Origin of the sequence: Marinobacter sp. DY40_1A1 (assembly GCF_016597815.1) — a bacterium.
GTDB lineage: Bacteria > Pseudomonadota > Gammaproteobacteria > Pseudomonadales > Oleiphilaceae > Marinobacter > Marinobacter xiaoshiensis.
This window is the reverse complement of record NZ_VCHA01000005.1, coordinates 16,398-31,878: the sequence shown is the minus strand read 5'-3', so window position 1 is coordinate 31,878 and position 15,481 is coordinate 16,398. Positions and strand designations below refer to the sequence as shown.

Here is a 15,481-nt window from a genome sequence, read left to right as displayed (position 1 = left end):
GCGAAGCCATGGATGGCGTAGCCAAGCGTACATGGACGTATTCTCAGCGTGTTTCGTAAGGCCCTACCAGCTTGCTCGTGCCACCAAGGCTAAAACACGAACACCGCCATTCAGGCGGTGTCGATAGGTTTAAAACTCTTCACAAGGTCGTCAACAGCCTTAACTCGCTGCAGGAACGGCTCAAGTTGGCTCAAGCGCAGCGCACAAGGGCCATCGCACTTGGCTTCGTCCGGGTTCGGGTGAGCCTCAAGAAACAGCCCCGCCAAGCCCTGAGTCATGCCAGCCAACGCCAGATCAGTAACCTGAGCACGACGACCACCGGCGGAATCTGAACGGCCGCCTGGCATTTGAAGCGAATGAGTCACATCAAACATCACAGGCACGTTCAGCGACTTCATGATGCCAAAGCCAAGCATATCGACCACAAGGTTGTTGTACCCGAAGCTGCTGCCCCGCTCGCACAAGATAACCCGGTCGTTTCCGGCTTCCGCACACTTGGTGATGATGTGCTTCATTTCCTGAGGCGCAAGAAACTGAGCTTTCTTGACGTTAATTGCAGCACCAGTTTTTGCCATAGCAACAACCAGGTCAGTCTGACGGCTCAAAAAAGCCGGCAGCTGAATGATGTCACACACCTCAGCAGCAGGCGCCGCCTGCTCTGGCTCGTGAACATCAGAAATAATCGGAACACCGTACTTGCTTTTGATATCGGCCAGAATCTGCAGGCCTTTCTCAAGACCCGGCCCCCGGAAGGAGTTAACCGAAGAGCGGTTAGCTTTATCAAAGGAGGCCTTGAACACATAAGGAATGCCCAGCTTGGTGCACACCTCAACGTATTTTTCAGCAACCTCAAACGCCAGGTCGCGGGATTCCAGAACGTTCATACCACCAAACAGCACGAACGGCTTGTCGTTGGCGATGTCGATATCAGCAACAGTAACGGTGCTCTGAGCCATGATCAGGATTCCTTGCGGTTCGCCAGCGCTGCTTCAATGAACCCCTTGAACAACGGATGGCCATCGCGGGGTGTCGAAGTGAATTCCGGGTGGAACTGACAAGCAACAAACCAGGGATGGTCAGCCACCTCTACCACTTCTACCAACTTACCATCAGTCGAACGACCGGAAACAACCAAACCTGCGGCTTCGAGCTGTGGCAGGAAGTGATTGTTCACCTCATATCTGTGGCGATGACGTTCGCGGATAGTTCTTCTGCCGTAGCAGTTGGCAATGTTCGAGCCCTCTGTCAGCACACAATCCTGAGCACCCAGTCGCATGGTGCCACCAAGATCCGAGTCGTCTGAGCGTTCTTCACGCTCTCCGGTCGCATCCAGCCACTCGGTGATGAGACCTACGACGGGCTCTGGTGTGTGCGCACGGAATTCGGTGCTGTGGGCATCTACCAGACCGGCTTTGTTACGAGCGTATTCGATAACAGCCACCTGCATACCCAGGCAGATACCCAAGTAGGGAACCTTGTTCTCACGGGCATACTGCACAGTGCGTATTTTGCCTTCCACACCACGCTCACCAAAACCACCGGGAACCAGAATGGCATCGGCACTCTCAAGCACAGCAGTGCCGTCGCGTTCGATGTCTTCAGAATCAATGTAATTGATCTTTACCTTGGTGCGGGTTTTGATACCGGCGTGCAGCAGAGATTCGATCAGTGATTTGTAGGCCTCGAGCAGCTCCATGTATTTGCCAACCATGGCAATCGTCACTTCCTGCTCAGGATTCATCAGTGCTTCGACAACACCGTCCCAATCACTAAGGTCCGCCTCCCGTGCATCAAGCCTGAAATGATCAATAACCAACTGATCCAGGCCATGCTCGTGCAGCATGCGGGGAATAGCGTAGATGGACTTTGCATCACGCATCGGAATAACAGCGCGCTCTTCCACGTTTGTGAACAGCGCGATTTTCCGGCGGGAGCTGGCGTCCACTTCATGCTCTGAACGACACAGCAGAATGTCTGGCTGCAAACCGATAGAGCGCATTTCCTTCACGGAGTGCTGAGTCGGTTTGGTTTTGATTTCGCCCGCGGTGGCAATGTAAGGCACCAGTGTCAGGTGCATAAACAACGCACGGGCAGAGCCCACTTCAACCTTCAGCTGACGGCAGGCTTCAAGAAACGGCAGGGATTCAATATCACCAACAGTACCGCCCACTTCAACCAGAGCAACATCCGCGCCGGCTGCACCTTCTACCACACGGCGCTTGATCTCGTCGGTGATATGGGGAATAACCTGAACGGTACCGCCAAGGTAATCGCCGCGGCGTTCTTTGCGTATAACCTCTTCGTACACCCGGCCCGCCGTAAAATTATTACGGCGGCTCATGGGCGTGCGAATAAAACGCTCATAATGGCCAAGATCGAGGTCGGTTTCAGCGCCGTCTTCGGTGACATAGACTTCACCGTGCTGGAACGGGCTCATGGTGCCTGGGTCAACGTTTATGTACGGGTCCAGCTTGAGGATAGTTACCTTCAGGCCGCGTGCCTCAAGGATCGCAGCCAGGGAGGCCGATGCGATTCCTTTCCCCAGTGAGGACACAACACCGCCGGTGACGAAAATATAACGCGTCATGCAGATTCCATGATTGTCAGGTTCTGTGAAGGAGGGAGATTGTCATCTCAAGATGGGACGCCAGACTACCAGAAAGCCCCCAGCGACTCAATCACAATCCCGCTCTACAATCAGCTGCAAGCCTGCAGCCGGCGCCTTCCCGCAGTATTGTTCAGAACACCATAAATCGCCAATGGCGATGAGTTCTTCTTCCGGCTCCACACCCCTGAAAATCAAGGGCAGGCGCAGCCTTTCCCAAGGTGGAACAGCCTGTTCCTGCAGCCATTTTTTCAGTGATTTTGACTGGCCTCCAGCGTAAAAACGCATGCGTTCTCCACCCTGCCTCGTACATATTCGTATTGGCGGCGCATCGGCTTTCGCTGTAGAAGAGGGAATCAGACGAATCGTCCACTCGCCCCACTGCGCCGACTGCCCAGGTTGAAGCGTTACAGATTCCTGGGGCAAATCAGCGGCCTCAGGCACCAAATACAACTCTCCCTGAAAACGTCTAAGGCTGTAATTGTCAGCCCGCAATTCCGGGGACCGATCCTCTGCAGCCTGCAATAGATCGCCCAGCACCTGTGACCAGTCACTTATTGAAGGGGCATCATACCCGGCTCGCCGGACCCACCAACGCAGAAGATTTTTCTGTTCCGCCAGAGTAAGCGCACCTAACCCCGCGACCGGAAGGCGACGCTTATGTCCTCCCAGTGACTGCCACTGCAACTCCGCCAGCCGCTTGTTCAAAAAATCACTTTCCGAGCAAGCGCCCGCACTGTGCCGCAGTCGCTGATTCAGCCCGGGCCAGCGCTTTTTTAATGCCGGAAGAATGCTGATACGGATGAAGTTTCGATCGAATTTCTGATCTGTATTGCTGGGATCGTCAACCCAGGAAAGTCCGGCCTGGCGAGCGTGAAGCTCAAGTTCCGACCGTTCGACCCCCAGCAATGGCCTGGCAAGGCGGCCCTGGCCTAAGGGGCGGGCTTCAGGCATGCCTGCAAGACCGGCAACACCACTGCCACGGAACATTCGAAACAGCACTGTTTCAGCCTGATCATCACCATGATGGGCCATCAGCAACACATCATCAGGCTCAAGAAGTGTTTCAAAAACACTGTAGCGGGCCTTACGTGCTGCCTCTTCAAGGCCCTCACCAGGGCCGGCACCGAGTTTGACCGACACAGGCTGAACAGTGAGAGGAATGCCCAACCCGGCGCAGAGCTCCTGGCAAAAGACTTCCATATCGCCAGCATTGGCCTGAAGCTGATGATTAATATGCACCGCTCGCACTCCGGAATGGCAGAGTGCGGCAAGATGCAAAAGAAGGGTGGAATCCAGGCCGCCACTGAGGGCAACCCAAAGACGCCGGTAGCCAGAAATGGCTTTAACCGGCGCAAGCAACGCCTCGGGAAAGGCGTACCCGATTGCGGGCTTAGCGCCCAGTGTCATAGCGGGTTAACCGCTCGTACCGCCGGGAGACCAATTCATCCAAAGGCAAGCGACTTAGCTCTGCCATCCCGTTTGCCAGGGTCTCACGCAGGGCCTCAGCCATTTTTTCCGGGTTACGATGCGCACCGCCCAGAGGCTCAGTGATTACATTGTCCGCAAGCCCGAGATCTTTCAGGCGATCCGCAGTCACACCCATGGCTTCTGCTGCGAGAGAGGCAAATTCCGCACTCTTCCACAAAATAGAGGCACAGCCTTCCGGCGAGATCACCGCATAGGTTGAGTATTGCAGCATATTCAACTGATCGCATACGCCGATGGCCAGCGCTCCGCCAGAACCACCTTCGCCGATGACTGTCGAAATGATAGGCGTTTTGAGGCGGGACATCACCGCCAGGTTAAACGCAATGGCTTCACTCTGACCACGCTCCTCGGCACCGATACCGGGATAGGCACCCGGAGTATCGATAAACGTGAGAATCGGCATTCTGAATCGCTCTGCCATTTCCATTAAACGCAAGGCCTTGCGATAGCCTTCCGGGCGCGGCATTCCGAAGTTGCGCTTCACCTTATCCCGCACTTCACGCCCCTTCTGATGGCCGATAACCATCACAGGTTTATCGTTCAAGCGTGCAGTACCGCCCACAATGGCCTGGTCATCTGCGTAACGGCGGTCGCCGTGGAGTTCATCGAAATCTTCAAAGACCATCTCGATGTAATCCAGCGTATAAGGCCGGCGTGGGTGCCTCGCAAGACGGGCAACATCCCACGGATGCAAATCAGAAAATATGTTCTCAGTCAGGCTGAAACTTTTCTTTTTCAGCCGTGTAATTTCGTCAGAAATATTGATGTCGGTATCGTTACCCACCATGCGAAGCTCTTCAATCTTGGCTTCCAGGTCGGCAATCGGCTGTTCGAAATCCAGATAATTAGGGTTCATGATGTTCCATCATTTTATTACCAGGCGGGATAGCACGCCGCCTATTCAGAATTTGGTACAAAGATAGCAGTGCCCGGCTCATGGCTAAAGCGGACATTGGTATGAGTCCGCAACCTGACAGATATTTAACTTTCCGCGCAGCTCTTTGTCTTTCTCACTCAATCATAGACCAGTTCCACGCACTGGTCGCCCACCAGATACTTCAACTCCAGCAACAAGTTGTCGTCTGGCTGCACACGCCAGGTTTCACCCAGCTCAATTCGAGTGCTGGCTTCGGGGCTGCTGTACTCAATCCACACCGGGCTGCCCTCGCAGCGAAACGGCCTTAAAGTGCTATCAATCTTGTCCAGAAAACCATTTTGAAGTTGGTCAGCGTGAAGGTTCAGCTTCAGGCCTTTACTGAACTGCTTCCGGGCACTGGGCACATCCATTACCGAACTGACACGCATTTTCATCTGGCCAGAGTAATCATCGTGGCTCACCTGACCCTCAACCACAATCACCTGATCCGACTGCAGTAATTCCCGGTTCTCAAAAAAGGCTTCAGAAAACAGTGTGGCTTCAATCCGCGCGCTCCGATCATCCAGCGTGATAAAGCACATGGTGGAACCCGTGCGGGTTTTCATGGTTCTTTGCGCTACAACAAGCCCCGCAACCCTTTGCGGTGATTTGTTGGGCTTCAGATCCGAGATAGAAGAGCGAACAAAACGGCGAACTTCCCGCTCATATTCATCAAACGGATGCCCTGTAAGGTAAAGGCCCAGCGTGTCTTTCTCTCCTTTCAGCCGCTGCTTCTCCGGCCACTCACGCACATCCGCCACATCGGCATAAGGATCGCCACCTTCCTCGGCTTCCAGCATATCGCCGAACATATCCATCATGCCTACGGATTCATTACGCGACTGCTGGTCCGCCTGCTGGACAGCCTTGGGGATGCTTGCCATCAGTTGGGCCCGACTGGCCCCGAGCTTGTCCATGGCACCTGAACGAATCAGGGCTTCCATAGCGCGTTTGTTAATCTTTTTGAGATCAACCCTACGGCAAAAATCGAAAAGATCCTGATAAGGCTCACCACTGACGCGACCCTCCACAATGGCCTGGATGGGGCCTTCACCCAGCCCCTTGATAGCACCCAGCCCATACACAACCTGACCTTCATCGTTTACCGTGAAGGTATATTCCGAACGACTTACATCAGGCAGTACCAAATCCAGTTTGAGGTTGCGGCACTCCTCGACCAGCGTGACGACTTTGTCTGTGTTCTGCATATCGGCGGTCAGAACAGCAGCCATAAACTCGGCCGTGTAATGGGCCTTCAGCCACAGAGTCTGATAAGACACCAGCGCGTAGGCGGCAGAGTGGGATTTGTTGAAGCCGTAGCCGGCAAACTTTTCAACCAGATCAAAGATGTTTTCAGCGAGGGTTTTGTTGATGCCATTGCCTTCGCAACCATCGAGGAAAAACTGCTTCTGCTTGGCCATTTCCTCGGGCTTCTTCTTACCCATGGCACGGCGCAACATGTCCGCATTACCCAGGCTATATCCACCCATCACCTGAGCAATCTGCATAACCTGCTCCTGGTAAAGGATAACCCCGTAGGTGGGCTCAAGAACCGGCTTCAGGCCTTCGTATTGGTAGTCCGGGTGCGGGAAGGACATCGGCTGCTTGCCGTGCTTACGGTCGATAAAGTCGTCAACCATGCCCGACTGCAGGGGCCCAGGGCGGAACAGCGCTACCAGGGCGATCATGTCTTCCAGGGAGTCCGGCTGCAGGCGTCGGATCAAATCTTTCATCCCGCGGGATTCAAGCTGGAATACGGCGGTGGTTTCCGCCTTTTTCAGCATCACGAATGAAGCCGGGTCATCCAGCGGAATTTCGCTGATATCCAGCGGTGGTAGGCCTCGGCTCTCCCGCCGCGGATTAATCATTTTCAGCGCCCAGTCGATGATGGTGAGCGTGCGCAGACCCAGGAAGTCGAACTTCACCAGCCCGGCTTCTTCCACATCGTTTTTGTCGAACTGGGTCACCAGACTGCCGCCGTCATCATCGCAATACAGCGGCGAAAAATCAGTTATCTTGGTGGGGGCAATCACCACGCCACCGGCGTGCTTACCGGCGTTTCGGCACACACCTTCAAGCTTCAGGGCCATTTCCCAGATTTCCTGGGCTTCTTCATCCTGCTCCAGAAATTCCTTGAGGGCAGGCTCCTGCTCTATTGCCTTTTCCAGAGTCATCCCCACTTCGAAGGGGATCAGTTTGGACAATTTATCTGCCAGCCCGTAGGACTTACCCTGCACCCGGGCAACGTCCCGCACTACCGCCTTGGCGGCCATAGTACCGAAAGTGATAATCTGGGAAACCGCTTCCCGACCATACTTTTCAGCTACATAGGCGATGACCCGGTCGCGGCCTTCCATGCAGAAGTCGACATCGAAGTCAGGCATGGATACCCGTTCAGGGTTAAGGAAGCGCTCGAACAGCAAGTCGTACTCAAGCGGATCCAGATCCGTAATCAACTGGGCATAAGCAACCAGCGAGCCAGCACCGGAACCACGACCCGGCCCAACGGGAACGCCGTTGTTCTTGGCCCACTTGATGAAGTCCATTACGATCAGGAAGTAGCCGGGAAATCCCATCTGGATGATGATATCCAGCTCGAATGTAAGCCGTTTAAAATACGCTTCGCGCTTGCTTTCGTATTCCGGATCGTCTTTGGAAAGGGTTTTTGCCAAGCGTTCTTCCAGGCCGTCCTCAGACACCTTGCGGAAGTACTCATCCATAGTCATACCTTCCGGTACTGGATAGTTGGGCAGGAAATACTCGCCCATACGCACGGTTACCGAACAGCGCCGGGCTATCTCAAGGGTATTCTCAATCGCCTCGGGGATATCGCTGAATAGCTCAATCATTTCCTCGGCGCTGCGCAGGTATTGCTGATCACTAAAACGACGATCACGGCGCGGATCATCCAGTGCCCGGCTCTCACCGATACAGACGCGAGCCTCGTGGGCTTCAAAATCCTCAGCCTCAAGAAAATGCACGTCGTTTGTAGCAACGACCGGCAACCCAAGTTGCTGGGCCAACTCAACACTCATATGCAGGCAGTCCTCATCACCGGGACGGCCTGTTCTTTGTAACTCCAGATAGTAAGAGCCGGGATAGAGTTTCATCCAGTACTCTGCCCTGGCCTTTGCAAGTTCAGGTTTATCCGCCAGCAAAGCCTTGCACACATCGCCCATTTTGGCGCCAGACATGGCAATAAGGCCTTCGGTTCTTTCCTCCAGCCATTTGCGCTGGATAATCGGCTTGCCATACCTCTGCCCCTCGGTATATCCAAGGGAAATAATTTCTGTAAGGTGGAGGTAGCCTTTGTCATTTCGGGCCAGCAACGTCAAACGGAACGGGCTTTCCGGCTCATCCGGGTTCTCCAGCCAGAGATCCGCACCTATAACAGGCTTAACGCCTGCACCGGTTGTTGCCTTGTAAAAGCGGACCAGAGAGCACATGTTCGACTGCTCGGTCAGGCCCACGGCCGGCATGCCCAATTCCACCACTCGTTTGACCAGAGGCTTAACGCGAACGAGGCCGTCCACCATGGAATGTTCTGAGTGCACGCGAAGGTGTACAAAAGTCTGCGACATAGCGTCAGCTGGTTCCTGCTTATGTATTAAAAGTCTATTAACGGCGCCTGAAAAAAGGCACCTTTAAACTGCCTGTAGCAATCAGTCGCTGATTAATGCACGTATATCTTCTTCTGTTTGAGGGCCAAAACGAGCCTCCAGAAGATCTCCGTCGGGGGTCACAACAAAGGTTGCTGGCAAGGCAACCGGGCGTTGCCAGTCAAATTCAGGGCCAGGGTCGTTTGCAAGCATGGTGTACTCAATACCCATACGCTTGCCGAGAGCAACCAGTTGCTCACCCTTCACATCGTCAAAATTAACCCCGAGAACAGTAATGTCCGGAGCATTGTCCAGCTCGTTAAATTCCGGTATTTCTTCCAGGCAGGGCTTGCACCATTCGGCCCAGTAGTTCACCAAGACCCACTGCCCCCGCAGGTCGCTCCAGGCCAGCTTTGTGCCTTCTGCTCTTTCCAGTTCAACTTTTTGGCAACCTGCCAGTAAAGCCATCAGAAACAGTACAGTTGTAACGACCGCTCCACGAGGTAACCGGTAGATGACAGGGTTCTGCAAGGGAAAACCTCCTGTTAGACTGCTCGCCACAAACAATTGCAGCTCCAATTCAACAAACAGGCACGAACATGACAGAACCCATCCGGATTTTCCACAACCCTCGCTGCTCAAAATCTCGCCAAGCGCTTGAACTTCTCACTAGCCGGGGGGTTGAGCCAGAGATTATACGCTACCTGGAAACACCACCAACAGCACAGGAGCTTTCCGATATTCTTGAGGCGCTCGACCGCCAGCCCCGCGAGCTTATGCGCACCGGCGAAAGTGAGTTCAAGGAACTTGGTCTGGACAACCCGGATTTGAGCCGCGATCAACTGATTGCTGCTATGGTAACAAACCCGAAACTGATTGAGCGGCCAATTGTACTTGCCAATGGCAAAGCCGCTGTGGGACGACCACCGGAAAACATACTCACCATTCTATAATTGCACGACCACTGTTTGAAGGAAGCCAAAGTGCCTGAGCAACTGCCGTACATCCTGATCCTCTATTACAGCCGCACAGGGCAGACTGCAGAGCTGGCAAGCCAGATAGGCCGAGGGGTCGCCAGGGTAGCCGGCATCGAGGCAAAGCTGCGCTCTGTTCCTGTGGTTTCACCGGATACCGAAGCCTCCTTGCCAGCGGTTCCCGATGCGGGAGCCCCCTATGTCAGCAAGTCCGATCTCGCCAATTGTGCCGGGCTGGCCATCGGCAGCCCTACCCGCTTCGGTAACATGGCAGCACCACTCAAATATTTTCTGGATACAACCGGCGATCTGTGGCTGAACGGCGCGCTCGTCGGCAAACCAGCCGGGGCATTTACGTCAACTGGCAGCCTGCACGGTGGTCAGGAAGCCACAATCCTGACCATGATGATCCCCCTGCTTCATCACGGCATGGTGTTGTGCGGCTTGCCCTACACAGACGAAAACCTGAGTAAGACCACAACCGGAGGCACACCATACGGCCCCTCGCACTGGGCCGGCACCGGAGAGCAGCAACCCCTGAGCAACCATGAGAAGGCACTTTGCCAACTCTTCGGTGAACGCCTCGCAAAACTGGCGCTCAAACTGGCTGATTGATACGAACACGGCTATGCAACGCAAAGCTATTTATACTTTTCTGGAATCTGACAATGCTCCATAACCCCAAAGCCCGGAACACTGCAAAAGCGACCCAATTTCTCTATCTGGCCGTGTTGGCAACGCTTTTGATTACAACCTTCTACCCAGCGCCAATCGAGGGGGTTTCCATTGCACTGATTCTATCCGTCAAGCTGATTCCCCTGCTGGCACTGATCGTTCCCGTGTTCCGTGGCAACAATCGTGGTTATATCTGGCTAGCCTTTGTGGTGATTTTTTACTTCACTCAGGCCGTTGTTTCATCATGGCTAAGCCAAGGTGCACTCGGCCATGTTGTTCTTATGATACTCACGCTCCTGTTATTCATCATGGCGATGGTTCATCTGAAAGTGAACCGGCCGGTTGCAGTCTGACATGCTCCATTACCGGAAAGTGACACCCTATGCCCAATTCCACTAAAACAGAGCAAACGTCACCAGCACCCTTATCGAAGCCGGCAGCGCCTCCGCGCAGCACTTTGACCCTGCGGGATATCTGTACGGCATTGGTCGCCGACGGCGAAATCGGCCAGGAGAGCGCGGAACGTGTGCTTTCCGCCAACCTGGGCGCGGCCAGCAACCACACATCAAAGCGACACCCGCTGGAACTTGTGGCTATTGCAGCGCTCACCAGCGAGAAAAGTGGCAAGACTCTTGGTCTTGAGCGACTGACACAGTGGCTGGCAGATTGGGCAGGCCAGCCCTATTACCATATCGATCCATTGAAAATAGATACGCCTGCAATTGCCCGTGTCATGTCTTACGCATTCGCCCAGCGTCACGATATTCTCGCGGTTGAGATTGGCCAGGATGAAATATTGGTGGCCAGTGCCGAGCCCTTTAAAGTTGACTGGGAAGGCAATCTTCGGCAAGCAGTACGCAAGGATATCCGCCGGGTGGTGGCAAACCCTGAAGATATCCGCCGTTACTCTGTGGAGTTTTACCAGCTCGCAAACTCCGTTAATAAAGCAAGTGGCAGCCAGGCTGGAGGAATTAAAGCTGGCCAGCAGAATCTTGAGCAGCTACTGGATTTAGGCGCCAGCGACAGCGCTGATGCCAACGATCAACACGTTGTGCGCATCGTGGACTGGCTGCTGCAATACGCGTTCGACCAACGCGCATCAGACATCCACATTGAGCCACGACGCACCCTGACTCACATCCGCTTCCGTATTGATGGCGTACTGCACAGTGTTTACGAATTCCCCGAGCATGTGGGCATGGCCATTACCAGCCGGCTGAAGATTTTGGGGCGATTAAACGTTGCTGAAAAGCGCCGCCCACAGGATGGTCGCCTGAAAACCCGCAAACCCGACAACAGCGAAGTGGAGCTGCGCCTGGCCACCATGCCAACAGCGTTCGGGGAAAAAATGGTGATGCGGATATTTGACCCGGATGTGCTGCTGAAATCCTACGAACAGCTCGGGTTCAATCGCGAAGACCGGGAGCGCTGGCAAGAAGTCACTTCGAAACCCCACGGGATTGTTCTGGTTACAGGCCCCACAGGCTCAGGCAAGACCACCACTCTGTATTCCACACTGAAACAAATCGCCTCTGCCGAGCTGAACGTCTGCACCATCGAAGACCCAATCGAGATGGTTGAGCCTGCGTTCAACCAGATGCAGGTTCAAACTAATATCGATCTGACGTTTGCATCCGGCGTTCGAGCTCTGCTGCGTCAGGATCCTGACATCATTATGATTGGTGAAATTCGCGATCTGGAAACTGCCGAAATGGCGGTACAGGCCGCACTGACCGGGCACCTGGTGCTTTCTACCTTGCACACTAACGATGCTCCGAGTGCCCTGACGCGAATGATGGAACTGGGCATCCCGCCCTACCTGATTCGCGCAACCGTGTTAGGCGTTATGGCCCAACGGCTGGTTCGAACACTTTGCTCGCACTGCAAAGCAACGGCGCCTGTTGACCTCCAGGCATGGCAGACTCTAACCAAGCCCTGGAAAGCTCCGCCACCAAAGGAGTTTCACAAACCCGTGGGTTGTCTGGAGTGCCGCAATACCGGCTACCTTGGCCGTGCCGGGGTGTATGAGATCATGACGCTTTCCGGTGCACTGACAAGCCAGATTACGGACCACTGCGAGCTGGAGCAGTTGCGGCTGGACGCCTACCGCGAAGGCATGAAGTCGCTGCGTTTGAGCGGCGCCCAGAAAGTGGCCAGCGGCCTGACCACCGTTGAAGAAATACTCAGGGTAACACCGGCAAGCCAGCGCTGATGCTGCAGTAAGCTCACGGTCAAGTGAGGGAGGCTCTACCCTATGCTCCGGGTCTAAGCCCACACTGCTCAAGCAAAGACTGCCAGGCTTTGGTATGGCTCTCCACGGCACGATCCAGGTTCGCCCACACACTTTCCACGCCCTCAAGGGCAAGCGCTGAGCGTCGCCACTCACGAAAGTCTGCTGGCATTACCTCTGCCTGCATTTCCGCCAGCTCGGTTAAAGGTTCGATCAAATCCCTACGAGCCCGTCGCAAGTCGGCCAGATAGGGCTGAACCTTCCCTATGTAGATACTGAAAAACATGCCCTGAACGATATCCGATTGACTGTTGGGCTTGCCGTTGAAGCAGAGCTGCCGACTATCCAACCGCTGTTGAATCAGGTGGGTAGCATCGTCGAGGCGCGTAGCGACCAGCTTGCTGCTGTTGATGAGTTGCCCTGCCCTATATTCCGCTTGCCAGCGCTGATGCACGCTTCCCCAGAAGACCAGATCTACCTCAAGGTTCTGATCGAGAAGTGCTGCCACGGTTTTGTTTAACTGACGGGTATCCCGGGCAAGGTCCGAGAGAGGATCTTCGGCCCCAACCGGATACTCACCCTTGGCGAGCGTGAACAGGGTTTCTACTTCCTCCAAACCCAAGCTAGCGTTCCAGATGGCTATTGGCAGTGACTCACGCTTGCTGGCAATAGCCTGGTTTAAAACATCCTGAAGTTCTTCATCTTCTACCGTTTTCAGACACTCGCCGGCGGCGCGGATGAAACGAACTTCATAGCGTAGGCGGTTCAGGGGCTGCATCACCTTGCCCATAACGGAGTTTTTCTCCCCCACCACATATTGCAGTTCACAGCCGTACAGAGACAGAAAATCCAACATGCCCAGCTCCAACTCGGGCATTGGCAGTACACGGTTACGACGTCTGGGAATGGGGCTTGCTGCAGGAATCTCTGAAAGCTCTGGCTCTGCGTCCAGAACCCGGCCAACCCGCTCCACGTATTCATCCATCATGGGGCGGGCATCGGAGAAAGGATTGCACCCGGCAAGCAGCAAGATAATTGCACTGGAGACAAGCAGCCTGGCAGATCGGGTTGCAGACATATTTACCTCCCGGCACTCGCTTGTGCTTGCGAGCGAACGACTACCGCTTCCGCAGCAAGGCAGCGTCTACCTCGGCGAAATCCCGGGCGACAAAACGCTCTGTTTCGGGCAAATCACCATCCCGGATCAGCCAGGCAGTTTTCATACCTGCGGCTTCTGCTGCCACAAGTTCAGCCTCAACATCCGAGAGAAACAGGACAGTCGCGCCCTCTACACCGAGTTCCTCAAGAATGTTCCGGTAAGCTTCCGGCTCTCTCTTTCCACCAATCCGGGTGTCGAAATAACCAGAGAAAAACGGTGTGAAATCGCCAGACGTGGTAAAACCAAAAATAAGTTTTTGGGCTTTCACCGAACCAGACGAGTAAACGTACAAACGCAGACCACGGTCGTGCCAGTGCTGCAGGTATTGGGCGGCGTCTTCGTAGATATGGCCATTGAGTTCACCTTGTTGGTAGCCCTGTTCCCAAACCATGCCCTGAAGCGCCTTGAGCGATGTAGCCTTGCGGTCTTCACGAATCCACCCTTGCAGTGCTTCGATCAATGCCCCGGCATCCTCGCGATCTGCACCAGACTCTTTTGCCACTCCATCCAGTTGTTCCGACACTTCCGGGCTATCCCAATGTTTGCGGATAAATTCCGGCAGATGCTCGGCGGCATAGGGAAACAGCACATCGTGCACAAAGGAAATGGAACTGGTTGTGCCTTCAATGTCGGTAAGAATCACCCGAATCATACAGCTTCTCCTTCCAGAGCTTCATAGCGCGGCAATTGCCCGGCAATATCGTCCCCGGTGAACTCCGCGACCCAGCCTTCAGGATTGGTAAACAGGCGGATGCAGGTAAACTCCGGCTCCGGCCCCATATCAAACCAGTGTCGAGTACCTTCAGGCACGCTGATCAGATCGTTCTTCTGGCACTGAACAGCAAACACCTGATCGCCAAGATGCAGATAGAATATGCCCTGACCACGAACGAAAAAACGCACTTCATCCTCGCTGTGGGTATGCTCATCCAGAAACTTCTTCCGGAAAGCGTCTTTCTGGGGGTTATCCGGATTCAGACTGACCACATCGGCAGTCTGAAATCCGCTCTCGGCCTTCAGCTTCGCAATCTCAGCGCTGTAGGCTTCCAGAATCTCCTCCGGTGCTGCATCCGCCGGCAGGTTCTGGGTGGGCCAGCGTTCAAAACGGACACCCTTGCTGTTCAGCTGAGCGGCTATCTCACCTGGATCATGGGTGATTGCCGGCGCAGCTTCCGGGTTATGTGCGTCAAAAATGCTCAATGTCGTCATGGGCGAACCCTCATGGTTGCAAGCTCACACTCGAAAAGAAACTCAAAGGCCTCCACATGCCGAAGGCAATCCGCCATGGTTTTACCCCAGGTATACAGCCCGTGCCCGCGAATCAGGTAACCGGGTTGCTCTGGGTGTTTCAGGAACCATTCCTGGGTATCCTTGGCCAAAGCTTCAATATCCTGGGTGTTGTCGAAAACCGGAACCGTCACCGCTGTCTCGTGGGTTTCCACGCCATCAAACGCCTTTTGCAGTTCGTAGCCATCAAATGTCAGAAGCTCCCCTGCTGGCACCAACCTGCTTAGCACCGTTGCATTAACAGAGTGCGTGTGAAGAACCGCGCCAGCATCCGGAAATACCTGATACAACGCCGTGTGCAGCAAGGTTTCTGCAGACGCGCGGCTGTCACTTTGTACCGGCCTGCCCTGAAGATCGACCACCATGACATCCCCTGCACCCAATTGACCTTTGTGGCGGCCAGACACTGTAATAGCAATATGATCCTGATCTACTCGGGCAGAGTAGTTGCTGCTTGTGGCCGGGGACCAGCCGCGCTCGTACAGAAAACGCCCGGCATCGGCGATGGATTCGGCAACAACAGCGTATTGGTTTACATCAAGCAC

At 54.5% G+C, this 15,481-nt stretch carries 14 protein-coding genes; 4 read left to right on the top strand and 10 right to left on the bottom strand.

Going from position 1 to position 15,481, the window contains the following annotated elements:
- Window positions 1–110: 110 nt before the first annotated feature.
- The 6 genes from kdsA to FFI61_RS12985 all read right to left on the bottom strand — a co-directional run bounded on the left by kdsA (window position 111) and on the right by FFI61_RS12985 (window position 9,079).
- Window positions 111–956, bottom strand: a complete 846-nt coding sequence (gene kdsA, locus FFI61_RS13010) for a 3-deoxy-8-phosphooctulonate synthase (RefSeq protein ID WP_200370987.1) — start codon at window positions 954–956, stop codon at window positions 111–113.
- 2 nt (window positions 957–958) lie between these two features.
- Window positions 959–2,587 (bottom strand): CTP synthase, encoded by a 1,629-nt coding sequence (locus tag FFI61_RS13005; RefSeq protein WP_200370986.1) that lies wholly within the window; start codon window positions 2,585–2,587, stop codon window positions 959–961.
- An 87-nt stretch (window positions 2,588–2,674) separates the two neighbouring features.
- A complete protein-coding gene (gene tilS / locus FFI61_RS13000) occupies window positions 2,675–4,015 on the bottom strand; it encodes a tRNA lysidine(34) synthetase TilS (RefSeq protein ID WP_200370980.1) in 1,341 nt (446 codons plus the stop codon).
- Window positions 3,999–4,952 (bottom strand): acetyl-CoA carboxylase carboxyl transferase subunit alpha, encoded by a 954-nt coding sequence (gene accA, locus FFI61_RS12995; protein ID WP_200204157.1) that lies wholly within the window; start codon window positions 4,950–4,952, stop codon window positions 3,999–4,001. Before accA ends, tilS begins: the two co-directional genes overlap by 17 nt.
- A 158-nt stretch (window positions 4,953–5,110) precedes the next feature.
- Window positions 5,111–8,593, bottom strand: a complete 3,483-nt coding sequence (gene dnaE / locus FFI61_RS12990; RefSeq protein ID WP_200370978.1) for a DNA polymerase III subunit alpha — start codon at window positions 8,591–8,593, stop codon at window positions 5,111–5,113.
- A gap of 81 nt (window positions 8,594–8,674) precedes the next feature.
- Window positions 8,675–9,079: a TlpA family protein disulfide reductase gene (locus tag FFI61_RS12985; RefSeq protein WP_200371471.1), complete on the bottom strand. Its 405-nt coding sequence runs from the start codon at window positions 9,077–9,079 to the stop codon at window positions 8,675–8,677.
- Window positions 9,080–9,210: 131 nt separating this feature from the next.
- On the opposite strand from FFI61_RS12985, the gene arsC reads away from it, so the two are divergent.
- Genes arsC through FFI61_RS12965 form a run of 4 tightly spaced genes read left to right on the top strand, consistent with a single transcriptional unit; the run spans window position 9,211 to window position 12,472 of the window.
- Window positions 9,211–9,564 (top strand): arsenate reductase (glutaredoxin), encoded by a 354-nt coding sequence (gene arsC / locus FFI61_RS12980; protein ID WP_200204153.1) that lies wholly within the window; start codon window positions 9,211–9,213, stop codon window positions 9,562–9,564.
- Between the two features lie 30 nt (window positions 9,565–9,594).
- The gene (gene wrbA, locus FFI61_RS12975) at window positions 9,595–10,200 is read left to right on the top strand and encodes an NAD(P)H:quinone oxidoreductase (RefSeq protein ID WP_200204151.1); all 606 of its coding nucleotides are present in this window, start codon (window positions 9,595–9,597) and stop codon (window positions 10,198–10,200) included.
- A 53-nt stretch (window positions 10,201–10,253) separates the two neighbouring features.
- A complete protein-coding gene (locus FFI61_RS12970) occupies window positions 10,254–10,613 on the top strand; it encodes a DUF2069 domain-containing protein (protein ID WP_200204149.1) in 360 nt (119 codons plus the stop codon).
- Window positions 10,614–10,642: 29 nt separating this feature from the next.
- The gene (locus FFI61_RS12965) at window positions 10,643–12,472 is read left to right on the top strand and encodes a GspE/PulE family protein (protein ID WP_200204147.1); all 1,830 of its coding nucleotides are present in this window, start codon (window positions 10,643–10,645) and stop codon (window positions 12,470–12,472) included.
- 40 nt (window positions 12,473–12,512) lie between these two features.
- Here the strand turns inward: FFI61_RS12965 and FFI61_RS12960 are convergent, their stop codons facing one another.
- Genes FFI61_RS12960 through FFI61_RS12945 form a run of 4 tightly spaced genes read right to left on the bottom strand, consistent with a single transcriptional unit; the run spans window position 12,513 to window position 15,481 of the window.
- Complete coding sequence (locus FFI61_RS12960) at window positions 12,513–13,568, bottom strand: DUF3080 domain-containing protein (protein ID WP_227714921.1); 1,056 nt, start codon at window positions 13,566–13,568, stop codon at window positions 12,513–12,515.
- A 40-nt stretch (window positions 13,569–13,608) separates the two neighbouring features.
- The gene (gene mtnC, locus FFI61_RS12955; RefSeq protein ID WP_200370976.1) at window positions 13,609–14,301 is read right to left on the bottom strand and encodes an acireductone synthase; all 693 of its coding nucleotides are present in this window, start codon (window positions 14,299–14,301) and stop codon (window positions 13,609–13,611) included.
- Entirely contained in the window at window positions 14,298–14,858 is a 561-nt protein-coding gene (locus FFI61_RS12950; RefSeq protein WP_200370974.1) for a 1,2-dihydroxy-3-keto-5-methylthiopentene dioxygenase, read from the bottom strand. The genes mtnC and FFI61_RS12950 overlap by 4 nt, the downstream gene beginning before the upstream one ends.
- The gene (locus tag FFI61_RS12945) at window positions 14,855–15,481 is read right to left on the bottom strand and encodes a methylthioribulose 1-phosphate dehydratase (RefSeq protein ID WP_200370967.1); all 627 of its coding nucleotides are present in this window, start codon (window positions 15,479–15,481) and stop codon (window positions 14,855–14,857) included. The genes FFI61_RS12950 and FFI61_RS12945 overlap by 4 nt, the downstream gene beginning before the upstream one ends.